Source organism: Legionella cherrii (assembly GCF_900635815.1).
GTDB lineage: Bacteria > Pseudomonadota > Gammaproteobacteria > Legionellales > Legionellaceae > Legionella > Legionella cherrii.
This window is the reverse complement of record NZ_LR134173.1, coordinates 2,838,820-2,853,742: the sequence shown is the minus strand read 5'-3', so window position 1 is coordinate 2,853,742 and position 14,923 is coordinate 2,838,820. Positions and strand designations below refer to the sequence as shown.

Genomic DNA, 14,923 nt, shown 5'->3' with positions numbered 1-14,923 from the left:
AGTGTTGAATCGGCTCTAATTCAGCGCAGAGAATTATAGAACACTTCCGTATCATGAAACACTCTACTGGACAATATGTCCGAAAGATTTGCATAAAAATTGAATGCCGCGCAAAAGCAGGCCGTAAATAATTCGCATCTATTGTTACGGCAGACGATGCGGTTAATTGATAATGGATTAAATACTAACCATCGCCACAATATGGTCAAAAATGGTCTAGAATTATTAAAAATGTGTCAAATAATACTTCTATTTGGGTTGTCCTATGTCGTTATCAGAATTAGAGTTAAGTCAATTAATGCTTCTAACTGACGCTTTAGATCTTCACGCCCGAAGAACACCAAACTCAGTTGCTTTATATTACCTCAATGAAGATGGGGTGAGAGAGGAGTTAAGTTATAGTAAGCTGCAATCTGAGTCTCGTTCCTTAGCGCGGCTAATTATGAACAATACTCAAAAGGGGGAGCGCGCTTTATTGATTTACCCACCAGGTTTGGAATTTGTTATCGCATTTTTTGCCTGTGCTTATGCTGGGGTAATTAGCGTTCCGAGCTACCCTCCATTGAATCAAGGATTAATCGAAAAATTACAAGGTATTATTGTTGATGCACAGCCGAGTATTCTTCTAACTACGCAAGAGCTTTATAAGAAACTATACAATTTGAAGATTCTTAAAAAAGTCATGCAATTTTTGCCGATTAAAAAATTATTAATTTATATTTTAGGAAGACAGTCCGAACAATTAAATTGGGATGTAGAAAAACTTAAGCTGATAAATTGTTCTTCTTATCACACGAACTCATTCGCTCAGATGGAGTTCAATGCAACGGATCCGGGTTCCATTGTTTTTTTACAGTATACTTCTGGATCCACAGGTTTGCCGAAAGGGGTAATAAATACCCATCAGAATTTATTGCATAACATACAATTAATCATTAAAGGCTATGGAGTTCATCAGGATAGTCGAGGTGTGTCTTGGTTACCTCCTTATCATGATATGGGCTTGATTGGGCATATTATTTTACCGATTATTTATGGTGTCCCTTGTCTGTTGATGTCACCCTTGAAATTTCTTAAAAATCCCTATTCTTGGTTGCACGAGATCAATACATTTCGTGCTGATGTGAGCGGAGGACCTAATTTTGCCTATGAGTACTGCCTGAGAAAAATTACGGATCGTCAAAAGAAAACTTTAGACTTAAGCTGTTGGCGGGTGGCTGTGAATGGAGCTGAGCCAATCCATTATGAGACCCTTGAACGTTTTTATCAGGCTTTTAAATCCTGTGGATTTAAAAAAAGCAGTTTTTCACCTTCCTATGGCCTGGCAGAATCGACCGTAATGGTCTCTGTGCGACAACCCCAGGGACACCTGCATAAGTTAATTGTTTCCCAGTCAGATTTAGGTCTAAACAAAGTAACCCTCACTAAAAAAAGCGACACAGACAGCAAAATTTTACTGAGCCATGGAACCCCTAGCTTAGACGTAAAAATTCTTAATCTGAGTACCGGTCAATTTGGCGATGAAAATGAAGTAGGTGAGATATTAGTTGCTGGTCCTAGTGTTTCTTCGGGGTATTGGCATCATGAGGAATTAAATAAAACAATTTTTTATCAAACTGAAGATCAGCGGACCTTTCTTAGAACGGGAGATTTAGGTTTTCTTCATCAAGGTGAGTTATACGTTACCGGACGAATGAAACAACTTATTGTCATCCATGGTAAAAATTTCTACCCTCATGATATCGAGTTTAAAGCAAGTTCGGCCCATGGCTCGATTAAACCGGGTTGTTGTACTGCATTTTCTATTTTTAAAGACAAAGAAGAAAAATTAATTATTTTGGCTGAGATAAAATCCGGTACCCCTAAAAAAGAATATGAAGACATTTGTTTGGCGGTAAGAAAAGTAATCACTCAAACTTTTGCCATAACCCCTTATTCCATTGTCTTATTACCTGCTCGCGCAACCCTAAAAACGACGAGTGGTAAGTTACAACGTAATGCCATGAAGGACTCTTATATCAATCAAAGCTTACCGATGCTGTATGAGTATCAAAGTGAAAAATATGATTTAGAACAGATCAAATTGAATCAGCCTCTCACTGAGTCAGTTATTGACTCCAAAACAAATCGCATTACAGAGAACGAGATCCAATCCTGGTTATTAGAGCAAATTGCTTTGAAGACATCGATACCACAACATAAAATCTCATTAGAGCAGCCTTTAATTGAGCTGGGGATAGATTCAATTGGTTATTTTGAGTTATTAGCAGATTTAGAGCAAACATTTCATTGTCAGGTAGATCCCAACTTAATAGAAACCTATCCCTCAATTCATCTGATTTGTAACAGCATTATGAGCAGTAAAGAACCAGTGGAACATCAAATTGTACATTTTAATCCTTATCAGGAAGAGCTGGGTGCTCATGGTTTTTTACTAAAGCGTAAAGAGGTTGGTATTCTATTAATACATGGTTATAGCGGAACCCCCGGTGAAGTAAGTGAATTGGCATTTCAATTAGCTCGGTCGGATATAACCGTTGCTGTTCCTCAATTAGCCGGACATTGTTCCAGTTATCGTGATCTCAAAAAAACCAGCTGGCAAGATTGGTATATGTCTGTTAAAAAGGCCTATGATTTATTGTCACAGCATTGTGAAACGATATTTGTTGCGGGCCTTTCTGCAGGTAGCCTGCTTGCCTTGAATCTAGCTTTAGAATACCCAGATCGTATAGCAGGTGTGATCCTATTAAGTCCTGTATTTTTTTATGATGGTTGGAATATTTCAAGATGGCAACGTGTATTTCAGTCCATAATGATTCACAGTTATTTGCGTCATATTTATAAAGTTCAGGATAAAGCGCCTTACGGAATTAAAAATGAGGCAATACGAGAGTCAATTGCATCCTTATTGGCGAAAGGTAAAGAAAAAAATATTGCTAAAACCGGTAATATGATAGTCCCTGCGCTTGGGTTGTATGAAGTGGATAAGTTGATTAAACATATTCAAGGAAAATTGGCTCACATTAAGAGTCCCATCCTGGTTGTCCATTCCTTAGACGATGATATGGCAAGTTACAGAAATGCTGAATATGTTAAAAATCATATAGGTTCGGAATTAATAGAAATCGTTTATTTAAACAATTCATACCATATTATTACTCTGGATAATGAAAAAGAGCTTGTTGCGCTTCATTTGATTCGCTTTATCACGCAAAACAGCAAATTAAGAAAGGTAAGGTATATATCTTGAATATTTTTATAGATTTTGATGGAACGATTACGAAAACGGATACTACAGACAGCTTATTAGAAAAATTCGCACAGGGTGATTTTAATCAAATCGAGCAAGATTGGCTTTGTGGGCGTATCAGCTCCAAAGACTGCATGCAAGCGCAATATGCGATGATTCGAGGGATGGAACCTGAAATTAGGTATGAATTAGAACATATTGAAATTGATGCTGGTTTTATTGAATTTTGCACTTTAATGCAAAACAAGGCAAAACTTATTATCGTTAGTGATGGTATTGATTATCCCATCGAGTATCTGCTAAAAAAACATGGACTTCTTTCAATACCTTATTACTCAAATCATTTTTCATTTCTTAAAGAGGGTGTTGCGATTAGTTTCCCTTTTGAAGTGAAACAGTGCAAATCAAGGTGTGGTTTATGTAAATGTCATATCTTTCATGAACAGCAATTTAATGACTCAGGCAAATCGATTTTAATTGGTAATGGCAAATCTGATGTTTGTTTAGCACATCAAGTTGATTTCGTATTTGCGAAGGAATATTTATTAACGTATTGCCAACAATATCAAATAAAGCATTTAGAGTTTAATGACTTTTTGGATCTGGTAAACCTATTTCAATGCGAACAACTTGAAAGTTTTCTTTAATTACTAGTCCAGTTTATTCTGACGAAACAATTCATGGTTTATAAACAATGGCAGTCTTTCATCCTGCGTGGTAATTACAGGATGAAAGAGGACTAAACCTCAGGAGGCTAAGACCGACCTATGCTGCCTTGCATTGCATGAGTAATTGTTCTAGAAGAATGATGCCTAAGTCAATTTCCTCTTTACTGATTTCTAAAGAGGGCGCTAAAGTAAATGTATTTTTATAGTAACCGCCAATATCCAGTACGAGCCCGTAAGCTTGTCCATTGACCTGAAGATCGCCACGTAATCCTGCATTGAAAATTGCATCGGCTAATTCTCGATTAGGAGTAAAACCATCTTCTTTACATAACTCGATACGTAGAGCCAGACCAATCCCATCGACATGACCGATCATTTTCCAGCGTTTTTTAAGTTCAATCAGTTTATTTAGAAAATAAGCTCCTTTTTCATTGACCTGTTGCTCATAATTTTTTTCCGCCAACATGTTCATCACTTCAAGACCAATCGCAGTTCCCAATGGATTGGAAGAGTAGGTAGAATGAGTCGATCCTGGAGGAAATTTTTCTGGGGAAATGAGTTCCTCCCTGGCCCAAATTCCGGCAATGGGGTTTAAACCATTCGTTAAGGCTTTGCCGAAAACAACGATGTCTGGAGTGATCCCGTAGTGTTCAAAGGACCAAAATTTACCAGTACGGTGGAAACCCATTTGAATTTCATCTGCAACCAACAAAATCTCTTTTTCCTTAAGAAATTGTGCCAGTTCTTTAAAATACTCTGGAGGTGGAATGACATAACCACCAGTACCTTGTATGAATTCGACAAAAAACGCTGCATATTCTGCTTCCTTGGTCTTATCATCCCAGACGGCATAATATTCTGTTTCAAATAATTTTTTAAACTGATTCATACAGTATAGGCCGCAGGTCTCACGTTTCATTTCATAAGGACAACGGAAACAATAGGGAAAGGGCTGAAAGGATGCTTTATCAGAGAAATGGCCAAATCTGCGTCGATAACGGTAGCTTGAGGTGATGGAAGAGGCACCTAGTGTTCGGCCATGATATCCGCCCATAAAAGCGAACATCAAGTTTTTCTTCTTTTCATTACGAACCAGTTTGAGTGCATCTTCAATGGCTTGGGAGCCTCCCACATTGAACTGCACGCGTCCTTTAGCACCGGTTCTTTGTTCGATATTAGTACAAATAGCTTCTGCCAGTTCTACCTTTTCTTTATGCAGATATTGGCATGCAAGCTGAGGTAAGTTATCCAGTTGTTGCTTTAAGGCATTACTAAGACGTGGGTTTTTGTATCCAAAGTTAACCGCTGAATACCACATTTGCAGATCTAAATAGGGAATGCCTTTCTCATCATAAAGATAACTTCCTTGGCAGTTACTAAAAATTTTTGGAGGATTCGCATAATGGACTGTATCTCCGAAAGAACAATATTGAGCATCTTTCTGTAGCAGTGAATTAATATTCATAGTTAATTGAACAAATTGAGTAAGATATACTAACTATAGTCAATTTATATAATTTTGCTGGATGAGTAATCTGGATGATTCGAATTTTTGACTATACTAAAAGGTGAAAATTCTATTTGCCGATATGAGCATCAAATAACGCAGTACTGGGAACGCGGAGAATATGGGACATTTGCACTGTATTTGGTATACAAAGGCGAGTGAAATTGAGCCTGATATCTGGAATAAATTAATTCGTGACGAGCGACACATTCAGTCTTGGTATAGTGCACTTGATCAAGCCAACCTGCCTGACAAAACCCAGTTTTATTATGCTGTATTCTATGAGCAAGATAGGCCGGTAGCATTAGTCCCTACATTTCTCAAATCAATTCCTATAGATTTTGTGATGCCTGATTTTATCTCAAGTATCATCGGTTTCTTTGACAAGTATATTTATGCTTTTCGTTTTCAAAGGTTTTTTTTTATTGGATCTTATGTTGACTATGGTGTAATCGGGCTTAACGAGCATTATCATTTTGAGGGATTACAATCTCAAATTGCCCATGAAATTGACCTGCAAAGTAAACGGCTGGGAGCATCAGTTATTGTTTGGAAAGATTTTGAGAAGCATGTCTGCGATCATTTATCCCCCCAAAAGTATTTCACATTATGTTCTTTTCCTGATGTTTTTAGTGAGATTAAAGGATCTAATTTTGATGAGTTCCTGCAACATAAGCCTTACTTTCTAAGAAAAAAAATGAAACGCAAGCTACGTCAAAGTCACCAAAACCATTGCGAGTTGTTTATTATACAGGAACCTAATGAAAAAGAACTTGCTCTACTTTATGAATGTTTTGAGCATATTTGGGAAAAATATGCCACCAGCAAGATAACTTTTGATCATGTCAATCAGGATTATTTCAAGAGTTCTTCAAAGGATCACCACTTTATCTATATAGGATTACGGGACAAGGTGAGTCAAGCCATAATTAATGTAGTTCAATGTTTGCAAACTCATGACAGTTTATTTCAAGTTTTTTATGGTTTTAATACGAAAAAATTTTCTCCAAATAATGGCCATTATTTTTTGCTTCAAAAAAAAGTGATTGAATATTGTATTGAGAATCACATCAAACATTTATTTGATGGTCAAAATCAGTACACAGCTAAATTAGATATGGGAAGTCAACTACTCCCATATTATAATGCAGTAAAAAGTCATTCCGTAATGATGCAATGGCTTATAAAACAGTTAAAGAATAATCTTACTTGGAGCAATCTCTCGCCTGAGCTTGCAACTTATCTGAAGGCACATCCAGAAGCGCTTCCTCAAAAGCCTCCTAAGCCGAAATGGTATCATTATTTACGTACATTTATCCATGCATTACCTCCAACCGCTGGATACAGAATCTATGGTAAGGATTTTTGGAATAATCGTCATCGGCTCAAAGATTCGAAAGCAACTCTCGAGCAGAACTGTGCTCAACAGTTAGGTGTGCCTTATGTTCATTTCACAAACTCCGGAACCGCTGCGTTATATCTTCTCTTGAAATCAATAAGCCATTTAACGGCATCGAGAACCATCATAATTCCAGCTTATACATGTCCACTGGTTGTTTTCGCTATTGTGCGTGCTGGTTTTAAAGTACAGCTATGTGACTCAAATGGCATTGATTTCAATTTCGATCTCGAACAATTGAGCCAGTTATGTAATTCAAATGAAGACATCGCCGCTGTTTTGGTCACTCATTTGGGAGGTATTCCAGCTCAAATTGAAAAGGTAAGTGCAATGATACAACGAGCACCTAAGCCTATTTTTCTGATTGAGGATGCTGCGCAAGCATTTGGCGCTATAGCAGGAAATCAACCGGTAGGTAGCTGGGGTGATTTTGCTATTTTTAGTTTTGCAGCAGGAAAAGGTGCAACTTTTTATGAAGGAGGTTTGCTGGCAAGCAAACATCACCGGTTTAAAGAGGTGTTGCAAAAGACGATTAATACCCACGAGCATCCAAACCCTTTTCTTGAATGTTGGAGAGTCATACAACTTCTGGGATATTGGTTATTGTATCGGCCCTGTTTATTCTTTTGGATATATACTTTGCCACAGTCAATTTGGGCTCATCAAAACAATTGGATTCGTGCTTTAAATGAAGAGTTTTCAATTGATTTTCCTATTCACAAGGTGTCTAATCTCCGAGCCTATTTGGGATTTGCTAATTTTTTGCGAATGCCTAAGGAAATTGAAGCGCAAAGACAAAAAGCATCCTGCTACTTAGATGCATTGGCTTCGTGCAACGCCATTCGGGTACTTAGAGAAGAAGCGGCCCAAGACAAAGCAACATATCCATTTCTCTCCCTAATTCTATCTGTTCCACGGAAAGTAGTTTTTCCCAATTTGTTGTTACAAGCTTCTGGTGTATCTTTAATGTTTGCCCAAATACTACCTGATTATGCGTATTTACGCCCTTATTTAAGTGATAAATCAGCAGAAAGTTATCCTAATGCCGATAAGTTATGTAAGGGACTGGTTACTTTAAGTACGACTGCATTTATTACAAATAAAGAAATAACTGAAGTGAGTCAATATATTAAAACCCTATTAAACCACTCTCAGGATGGGGCTTAAAATCATGAAACCATTGCTCCTGTTAACCGATCAGCATCACTCCACACTTCATTACATGCACGATCATTGGCAGCAGGCATTAACACTTGATTTTAGGACTCTTGAGCAAGAACTAAGATTATATGGGTCGATGAAAATCCTCCAAGAATGCAAAAAAATAATTAATGAACTCGCAAATGAACCCTATATAACTTTTATGGGATCCGGTGACTTTCATCATCTCACTTATCCATTACTTACTCGACTTACTGAACCCTTTATTTTAGTTATTCTTGATAATCATACCGATTGCTCGTTCATTCCACCTCAATTTTCTTGTGGAAACTGGGTTAATATGGCAGCTAAAATTTCTCTATGTGAAAAAATAATTCATATTGGAGCAACACAAGGTTATGGTCCTGTGGAAAAACGACTCGGGGTAACTCAGCTTATCGCTCAAAAAAAAATGCTTAGTGTTCCTGGAGGAGAATTGATGCAACAAGGGATTGCTGTTGTAGAAAATGCTTTAGCCCTGTGTAATAACGACCTACCTTTTTATTTAAGTATTGATAAAGATGTGCTGAATGTGGATGTAATTAAAACCGATTGGGATCAAGGGGTTATTTCATTAGAAGAAATGTACTCTGTAATTCAGTTATTAAAATCACGTCGATGTGTTGGAGTTGACATCTGTGGTGAAAAGACAGAACAAACCATTTTTAAAAATCGTCTGAAACAATTTATTTCACGATTCGATCATCCTAAACTATCGAGAATAAATGAATCGGAATTTCAAAAGAACATACTAAAACACTATGAAATAAATCAGAGTATTTATAACTTAATTGAAGGGGACTGTGGCTATTCCAGTTCATATCGTAATTACAAGGACAGATAATGATATTCCTATATTATTTTATCTTATTCGTAATCGGTGCCTTGACAGAGACATTTCTGCACGTTTGCCTAAAAAAAGCCACTATAGACCACATCGATGCGCGTGGCTTTCGATATTACCTGAGTATCATCAAAGATTATTGGTTCTATTTAGCGATGTCATTTTATATTGCTGACCTCGTTATTTATATGTATCTACTAGCTCATCTTCCTCTTTCAGTGGCTTATCCAATTACTGGCTTACAAAAAATTTTCATTATTTTTTCTTCGGGTTATTTTTTAAAAGAAGCATTAAGTTCAATAGAGTTGCTTGGCGTATCACTGATTGGTATCGGCATTTTATTAATTGCGGGAGCTCAAATCTAAATGAACAAAACATTACCTTTGCTGAAAGTAATCATTTGGGTTTTACTCCTGAGTAGCGATACTGCAGCACAATTATTGTTTAAAGTTGCGGCGCTTAATTTTAGCGGAGGAGTTTGGCTGTCTAATTATCCTTTTTTTCTAGCTTATGTTTTTGAGCTATTGTCTTTTTTATTGTGGATGAGAATTATCAAAGATACTCGTTTATCGATTGCATTAGCCCTTACAGCCATACTTTATATTACGGTTTCATTGACTTCATACATTTTTTTCCATGAGCAAATCAACATACTCCAGTGGATAGGCACCGTGTTAATTGCCGCAGGAACCTGTCTTTTAGGATATTATGAAGGAACCAAAGCAGTTTCAGAAGCATAAGAATTAAAAGGTTTTCTATCTTAATTTTTGTATAGGTCTGCACCTTATGTTCCTGCTTGATTTAAATAAGTCAGCATTAATGCGATTTTAGGATAGAGAGTAAATATCAAGGAAAGACAATGCACAATACCAATCAAAAAAATCAAGATCCGTTTGATGAACTTGCCGATGAGATGCTGTTGGAGGTTCTTAATGCTCGCGATAATGAGAATAATTACATTATTAACCCAAAGGATATGGCTTCTGTTGCCTTAAGTTGCAGACGGTTTAACTCAATAAGCCAGAGCGCCAATTGCCTGTTTTTCCCCATTTCGTATAAAGATCTTCGCGAAAAAGCTTCAGATTATCGTGACTTTAAGGAAAAACAACTGAGTCAATTAAGACGCGAACAAAAAATGTTCAATGAAAAGAGTGGCCCAATTTATTGGAATAAAAGGGTTAGAAAAGCCATTGCTTGTGGTTTAAGCTTACTTGTAGCATCCCTTTTGACATACCAATTTGATATGGAATATACCCATTTTTTCTTCACCACGATTGTTATTTCCGTAGTGACTCTGGTTATCAATGAACTCCTTTTAGATCACTTCCAGTATTCTTTAGATGAATCCAAGACAAAAACTATTCCTCTTCACTTTTTTGATGAAGAAATAGCAGGGAAGACAGTCTCTTTTGGCCTCTAATTTAGCAATAGATTTTTATGAACCTTTTAACATTGTGATAACGTTTTAGGATGAACAAGGTTTAAAAAATCATTACATTTAATTTTTAGCAGTTGCGTATGATTACCTGCATTAAAGACTAACCATTCTTTATGTGCCAGGCTATCTGCAAGATAAACATCCATGCCATAAAGTTCACCAAAAATCGGTAGGGCGCCGACTTCACAATCAGCAAATTTATCTTGAAACTCAAACTCCTTAGCAATTTCTACCTGTTTGGCATGGGTTTCGTTTTTTAATTGTTCTAAATCCAGACGGACATTTGCAGGAATGGCGATGAGTACAAATTTGCCATCTAATTTGACAATAACCGATTTAGCAAAATAGTCGCCTTTAATATGTGCGCCTTGTGCACATTGCGAAGCAGTATATGCTCTAGGGTGATTGATGGTTTTATAGGCAATATCATGATCCTTCATATATTTTCTAAGGGATAAACTTAACATGAGGGGCTCCAGCAAAAAATAGTGCTATTTAATTATAGTCCAATTTGTCGATGCCAGCGAATTAATAAGTCCCAGGGGGCGCTTTGATCGAATGCTGGGATTATGTTTCCGCGATAATCAAAATAATGGACTGCAAGATATAGAGTGACTCAGCTAAAATATTCAAGTAAAAAAGGGAAAAAAATGAAAAAAAGTCCCAAGATCAAATAAAACAGAAATTGGTCTTGAATGCGTTTTTGCTCCTCTTCTTTTGGGCGAAGCATATAAAAGGCAATAAATAGAAATGCAATCCCAATCGCTATACAAAAAATTTGTACGTATAAAAATACCGAAGCAAAAAAGGGTGAAGTGGTTTGCACCCCATTTTCTTTGACTGGAGTTATCCCAATTGCAGCAGCATATAAATTCATTTTGTAGTCCTCGTCCTATCTGGTTCATATTTTAGTATAAACAAAAAAATGTACTCCATTAGGCATAATTGTTGATATATTGCTAATTTGGATTTAAAATGTACATTTTAATTCAATTTTATACTTTGGACTTATGAAAATTTATTTAGTAGGTGGGGCAGTACGCGATAAATTGCTGGGCTCTCATCCTAAAGACAACGATTGGGTTGTTGAAGGTGCATCTCGTGAGGATATGTTGAAACTTGGTTATAAGCCAATAGCGAGTCAAGAAGCAAAAGATATTCCTGTGTTTTTACATCCTGAAACGAAAGAAGAACATGCGCTTGCTCGATGCGAAAGGCGGGTAGGTCCAGGGCATACGGGTTTTGAGTTCGATGTATCTTCTTCAATCACTATAATTGACGATTTAAAACGGCGAGATTTGACTATCAATGCCATGGCGCAGCCACTCGAAGAAGGAGGTTTGGGCGAGTTGATTGACCCTTATCATGGAAAAGATGATCTGGAAAATCATATATTACGGCATGTATCACCTGCATTTGTTGAAGATCCGCTTCGATTAGTACGCACAGCCCGCTTCGCCGCTTGCCTAGGTTTTCAAGTAGCCAAGGAGACGATGGCACTCATGGAACAGATGGTTGTTGAAGATAAAGTGAGTGAACTGAGTGCTGAACGAGTCTGGAAGGAATTAGAACGTGCAGTGATGGGATCTCATCCGGAACATTTTTTTGATGTTCTTAAAAAATGTGGAGCAGATAGTATTTTATTCCCTTGTATCAAAATACCAGGAGCTGGCATTAAGGCTCTCCAACGCTCTGCCGATCATAAAGATTCTTTTAAGGTACGTTTTGCTGCTTTGATGCATGACCTGCCTAAAGAGGAAATAATTAAGTTTTGCAAACAATTTAACGTACCAAACCAATACCGGGATTTGGCGTTATTAATCAATCAAAACTTAGCACAATTTCGTCGTGTTCCTGAATTAGATGCCGAGGGGGTATTGGATTTATTAATCAACATGGGTGCTTTTTATAGTAAAGAACGTTTAAATGAATGCCTGCATATTTTTGAGCTTTGCACCCAAAAAACCTCCTATGCTGAGCAATTACGTAATGCTTTTGAAGCAGCCAAATCAGTTAATACTAAAGAGCTCTCTTCGCAATATACTGGTCATGAAATTACGAATAGAATTAAAGCATCACGTCTCGAAGCAATCCAAAAATGTATCAATAATTCGGAATTTATCTCCACATATCTCATGTCTTAAATAGAAGGAAAGCTTGTGTTGGGCCAAGGCCCAACCTGCATCTAATTCTTATGGGAGGGAAGGTTGGAGGTGAGAACAAGAAAGCGCTGCTCTTAACCCATTGATTATTGAGCAAGGTCATGGATAGTCTCTAAGAATTGTATCCAAATAGGAGATAAGCTCTTCCTGAGCATTTTCCATTTTCTTAGCGCAGGTGAAAAACATGATACGATGCGGCAGTGTCTTATGTAGAGTTTCAGTTTCTTGTTTGTTTGGCTTTAAAATTGCCTCAATTTTGAGTATTTGAGTGGTACAAGCAAGCAAATTAATATGATTTTTATTGTAATAATTTAATGTATTCTTCCGCTTTATTTAGCTGTTCTATTAATTCATTCCTGTGTGCTTTTTTAGCATGCATTTCTGTATAATCGTGAGGATATTCTTGAATCAGTTTCTCAATAATTTCTTTTAACTCGGGTGACATGGTTGATTAACATCCCTATTCATTGGAGAAAAATGGCATGATATCAGTTGATTACATTAAGTAAATCAATTTGATTTGGCCATTTGATTTGGCTAATGAATAAAATATTGAGATGGTAGGAATCACCTAAGTGATAATCAAGGATTAATGAAGGATGTATGGTATCTTGATGAGTGACTCTATGGGGGCGGTTCTAATCGCTCATAGTGATATGGCGGCCGCCATCAACAAACATAATGTCCCCAGTAATATAATCAGCCTCAGCCAAATATAAAACAGCCCCGGCAACATCTTCCGGTTTTCCCCAGCGTTTTAATAAGGTACGTTCTGCTGATTTAATTTGTCGCTCTGCTGAATATTGTTCAGGTGGCAAAACTGGGCCTGGTGCAATAGCATTAACCCTAATGTTTGGTCCTAATTCTACTGCAAGATATTGGGTCAAGCTTGCTAGTGCAGCTTTTGATATACCATGAAACATCATATTTTTACGAGGGTAAAAAGCAAATAAATCAATAATATTAATAATTGCTCCACGCTCTTGCTTTAACATGATTTTAGCTGCCTCGTTGGCACAATAGAGACTTCCATATACACCTACCTCAAAAGAATCATGCAAGAGTTGAAAATCCTCGCAGGGGAAGGGATGATTTACATAAAGCGAAGCACTATTCACCAATAAATCCATTCGACCAAAGGAGTCATGAATCGCAGCAAACATATCACGAATTTCTGCAAGAGAGCGAATATTCGCTTTTATCACAAGACCCTTTTGACCTAATTGTTCTACAATTTTTTGTACCTCTATAGCTTGCTCATCAGATGCGTGATGATTAATGACAATGTCATAACCATTTTGCGCTAATTTTTCAACAATACTTCGTCCAACGCGCTTAGCCCCGCCAGTAACAAGTGCTACTTTATTCTCTGATTGCATTGCAGTATCCCTACATTATTAAGGTCAGTTTACAGTTCCACTGTGTCTTCTAGCGAATTGTAAATAACCCCTGGTTTTCTAATTTAAAAGGTTTTTTTATCTATATTGAAACAATAACTCAAACAAACAACGTTTTTCGCGTTTTCGTACATCTAGACCTAATTGTAGTTCGAATTGCTTTATATGTTTTAATGCTTGATATTTTGATTCCTTGACGCTTTCGATTTCCAATGCATACAACTCCCTATCTTGAGTAATTGCTTGGTATAAAACCACTTCTGCTTCAGGGAAAAGGAAGACTTGAAGATGTTTCATCAACTTATATTCTTTATAGCTATTGAACACGGTTAAAAATTGTTCTACTGTTTGTAACTGATCACCCTGCTCTTGAGCTAAAGAAATTTCAACCTCGAGCCGTGTTTGTGAATCTTTTCCGGGGGTAAAAGATTTTAGGGTCAAGCTTTGTTTCTCTTCATCAATTTTGTGTCGAATAATAAAATTATTTAACCCATCTATAAGAAAATAACGCTCAGCAACATCAACCTTATAATCACGGAGAGGGTAAAGTCGCAAGATAGCCGACTCTGCTTTTTTGAAGCTTTGCTTATTATCAAAGCAAAATTTATGTTCCACTTCAACAAACTTGGGCATAATTATCTCACCACATTATCCAAAGGTTTTTTTTGAAAATATTTATAATAGGCAATGAGCCAAGAAACAGTTCCACAAGTGATTAAGCTGAAGATGCAACCAACAGCCAGAATAAGGTCGTTTACAATCCAACCATGAAATAAGGTGAACAATTGAATCATATTAAACCCCAAAAAAGTAAATAACGACAGGCCTTCTGAGTTTTTTACTTTTAATAAGGCAAAAATTTGAGGAATATACAACGCCGCATTCGCAATTAAGCAAATTGAAAAACCAATATTAATAATTAGCTCTAAATACTGCATTTTTTATTCCATGTTTTTTTATCTCTAATTATAGACCTTGAAAAAAAGTTTGACCAAATTTTGGACTAAAGGCATGTTTTGATTTTTCATTTTTTTTCTTGAGTAGTTTGCTCCCTATTT

General features: G+C 36.8%; 15 protein-coding genes. 8 read left to right on the top strand and 7 right to left on the bottom strand.

Features of this window, described 5'->3' with window-relative positions; translation table 11 throughout:
• Nucleotides 1-265: 265 nt before the first annotated feature.
• Nucleotides 266-3,250 (top strand): alpha/beta fold hydrolase, encoded by a 2,985-nt coding sequence (locus EL022_RS12100; RefSeq protein ID WP_051544409.1) that lies wholly within the window; start codon nucleotides 266-268, stop codon nucleotides 3,248-3,250.
• Complete coding sequence (locus tag EL022_RS12095) at nucleotides 3,247-3,897, top strand: MtnX-like HAD-IB family phosphatase (protein ID WP_051544410.1); 651 nt, start codon at nucleotides 3,247-3,249, stop codon at nucleotides 3,895-3,897. Before EL022_RS12100 ends, EL022_RS12095 begins: the two co-directional genes overlap by 4 nt.
• A gap of 118 nt (nucleotides 3,898-4,015) precedes the next feature.
• Here EL022_RS12095 and EL022_RS12090 read toward each other — a convergent pair whose 3' ends face one another.
• Entirely contained in the window at nucleotides 4,016-5,383 is a 1,368-nt protein-coding gene (locus EL022_RS12090) for an aspartate aminotransferase family protein (protein ID WP_028380321.1), read from the bottom strand.
• 163 nt (nucleotides 5,384-5,546) lie between these two features.
• On the opposite strand from EL022_RS12090, the gene EL022_RS12085 reads away from it, so the two are divergent.
• The 5 genes from EL022_RS12085 (at nucleotide 5,547) to EL022_RS12065 (ending at nucleotide 10,288) form a co-directional block, all read left to right on the top strand.
• The gene (locus tag EL022_RS12085) at nucleotides 5,547-7,991 is read left to right on the top strand and encodes a DegT/DnrJ/EryC1/StrS family aminotransferase (protein WP_028380322.1); all 2,445 of its coding nucleotides are present in this window, start codon (nucleotides 5,547-5,549) and stop codon (nucleotides 7,989-7,991) included.
• A 4-nt stretch (nucleotides 7,992-7,995) separates the two neighbouring features.
• Nucleotides 7,996-8,868: an arginase family protein gene (locus EL022_RS12080; protein WP_028380323.1), complete on the top strand. Its 873-nt coding sequence runs from the start codon at nucleotides 7,996-7,998 to the stop codon at nucleotides 8,866-8,868.
• Entirely contained in the window at nucleotides 8,868-9,233 is a 366-nt protein-coding gene (locus EL022_RS12075) for a DMT family transporter (protein ID WP_028380324.1), read from the top strand. Before EL022_RS12080 ends, EL022_RS12075 begins: the two co-directional genes overlap by 1 nt.
• Nucleotides 9,234-9,608, top strand: a complete 375-nt coding sequence (locus tag EL022_RS12070) for an EamA family transporter (RefSeq protein WP_028380325.1) — start codon at nucleotides 9,234-9,236, stop codon at nucleotides 9,606-9,608.
• Nucleotides 9,609-9,727: 119 nt separating this feature from the next.
• Entirely contained in the window at nucleotides 9,728-10,288 is a 561-nt protein-coding gene (locus EL022_RS12065) for an F-box protein (RefSeq protein WP_028380326.1), read from the top strand.
• Between the two features lie 26 nt (nucleotides 10,289-10,314).
• Here EL022_RS12065 and EL022_RS12060 read toward each other — a convergent pair whose 3' ends face one another.
• Together EL022_RS12060 and EL022_RS12055 are read right to left on the bottom strand one after the other, a co-directional pair.
• A complete protein-coding gene (locus EL022_RS12060; RefSeq protein WP_028380327.1) occupies nucleotides 10,315-10,773 on the bottom strand; it encodes an aminoacyl-tRNA deacylase in 459 nt (152 codons plus the stop codon).
• Nucleotides 10,774-10,922: 149 nt separating this feature from the next.
• Nucleotides 10,923-11,183: a hypothetical protein gene (locus tag EL022_RS12055; protein ID WP_028380328.1), complete on the bottom strand. Its 261-nt coding sequence runs from the start codon at nucleotides 11,181-11,183 to the stop codon at nucleotides 10,923-10,925.
• A gap of 133 nt (nucleotides 11,184-11,316) precedes the next feature.
• Here EL022_RS12055 and EL022_RS12050 point away from each other — a divergent pair, with 133 nt between their 5' ends.
• On the top strand, nucleotides 11,317-12,450 hold the full coding sequence (locus tag EL022_RS12050; protein WP_028380329.1) for a tRNA nucleotidyltransferase/poly(A) polymerase-related protein: 1,134 nt from the start codon (nucleotides 11,317-11,319) through the stop codon (nucleotides 12,448-12,450).
• Nucleotides 12,451-12,766: 316 nt separating this feature from the next.
• Here EL022_RS12050 and EL022_RS16100 read toward each other — a convergent pair whose 3' ends face one another.
• The 4 genes from EL022_RS16100 to EL022_RS12035 form a co-directional block, all read right to left on the bottom strand.
• Entirely contained in the window at nucleotides 12,767-12,913 is a 147-nt protein-coding gene (locus EL022_RS16100; protein ID WP_155832647.1) for a hypothetical protein, read from the bottom strand.
• Nucleotides 12,914-13,106: 193 nt separating this feature from the next.
• Entirely contained in the window at nucleotides 13,107-13,847 is a 741-nt protein-coding gene (locus EL022_RS12045; protein ID WP_028380330.1) for an SDR family NAD(P)-dependent oxidoreductase, read from the bottom strand.
• Nucleotides 13,848-13,943: 96 nt separating this feature from the next.
• Nucleotides 13,944-14,498 (bottom strand): hypothetical protein, encoded by a 555-nt coding sequence (locus EL022_RS12040; RefSeq protein WP_028380331.1) that lies wholly within the window; start codon nucleotides 14,496-14,498, stop codon nucleotides 13,944-13,946.
• A 2-nt stretch (nucleotides 14,499-14,500) separates the two neighbouring features.
• A complete protein-coding gene (locus EL022_RS12035) occupies nucleotides 14,501-14,803 on the bottom strand; it encodes a hypothetical protein (RefSeq protein ID WP_028380332.1) in 303 nt (100 codons plus the stop codon).
• Between the last annotated feature and the right edge of the window lie 120 nt (nucleotides 14,804-14,923).

Coding starts and splice junctions, on each gene's coding strand:
- EL022_RS12035 (WP_028380332.1), bottom strand. CDS start 14,803: ATGCAGTATTTAGAGCTAATTATTAATATTGGTTTTTCAATTTGCTTA.
- EL022_RS12050 (WP_028380329.1), top strand. CDS start 11,317: ATGAAAATTTATTTAGTAGGTGGGGCAGTACGCGATAAATTGCTGGGC.
- EL022_RS12040 (WP_028380331.1), bottom strand. CDS start 14,498: ATGCCCAAGTTTGTTGAAGTGGAACATAAATTTTGCTTTGATAATAAG.
- EL022_RS12085 (WP_028380322.1), top strand. CDS start 5,547: ATGGGACATTTGCACTGTATTTGGTATACAAAGGCGAGTGAAATTGAG.
- EL022_RS12045 (WP_028380330.1), bottom strand. CDS start 13,847: ATGCAATCAGAGAATAAAGTAGCACTTGTTACTGGCGGGGCTAAGCGC.
- EL022_RS12060 (WP_028380327.1), bottom strand. CDS start 10,773: ATGTTAAGTTTATCCCTTAGAAAATATATGAAGGATCATGATATTGCC.
- EL022_RS12100 (WP_051544409.1), top strand. CDS start 266: ATGTCGTTATCAGAATTAGAGTTAAGTCAATTAATGCTTCTAACTGAC.
- EL022_RS16100 (WP_155832647.1), bottom strand. CDS start 12,913: ATGTCACCCGAGTTAAAAGAAATTATTGAGAAACTGATTCAAGAATAT.
- EL022_RS12080 (WP_028380323.1), top strand. CDS start 7,996: ATGAAACCATTGCTCCTGTTAACCGATCAGCATCACTCCACACTTCAT.
- EL022_RS12090 (WP_028380321.1), bottom strand. CDS start 5,383: ATGAATATTAATTCACTGCTACAGAAAGATGCTCAATATTGTTCTTTC.
- EL022_RS12055 (WP_028380328.1), bottom strand. CDS start 11,183: ATGAATTTATATGCTGCTGCAATTGGGATAACTCCAGTCAAAGAAAAT.
- EL022_RS12070 (WP_028380325.1), top strand. CDS start 9,234: ATGAACAAAACATTACCTTTGCTGAAAGTAATCATTTGGGTTTTACTC.
- EL022_RS12065 (WP_028380326.1), top strand. CDS start 9,728: ATGCACAATACCAATCAAAAAAATCAAGATCCGTTTGATGAACTTGCC.
- EL022_RS12075 (WP_028380324.1), top strand. CDS start 8,868: ATGATATTCCTATATTATTTTATCTTATTCGTAATCGGTGCCTTGACA.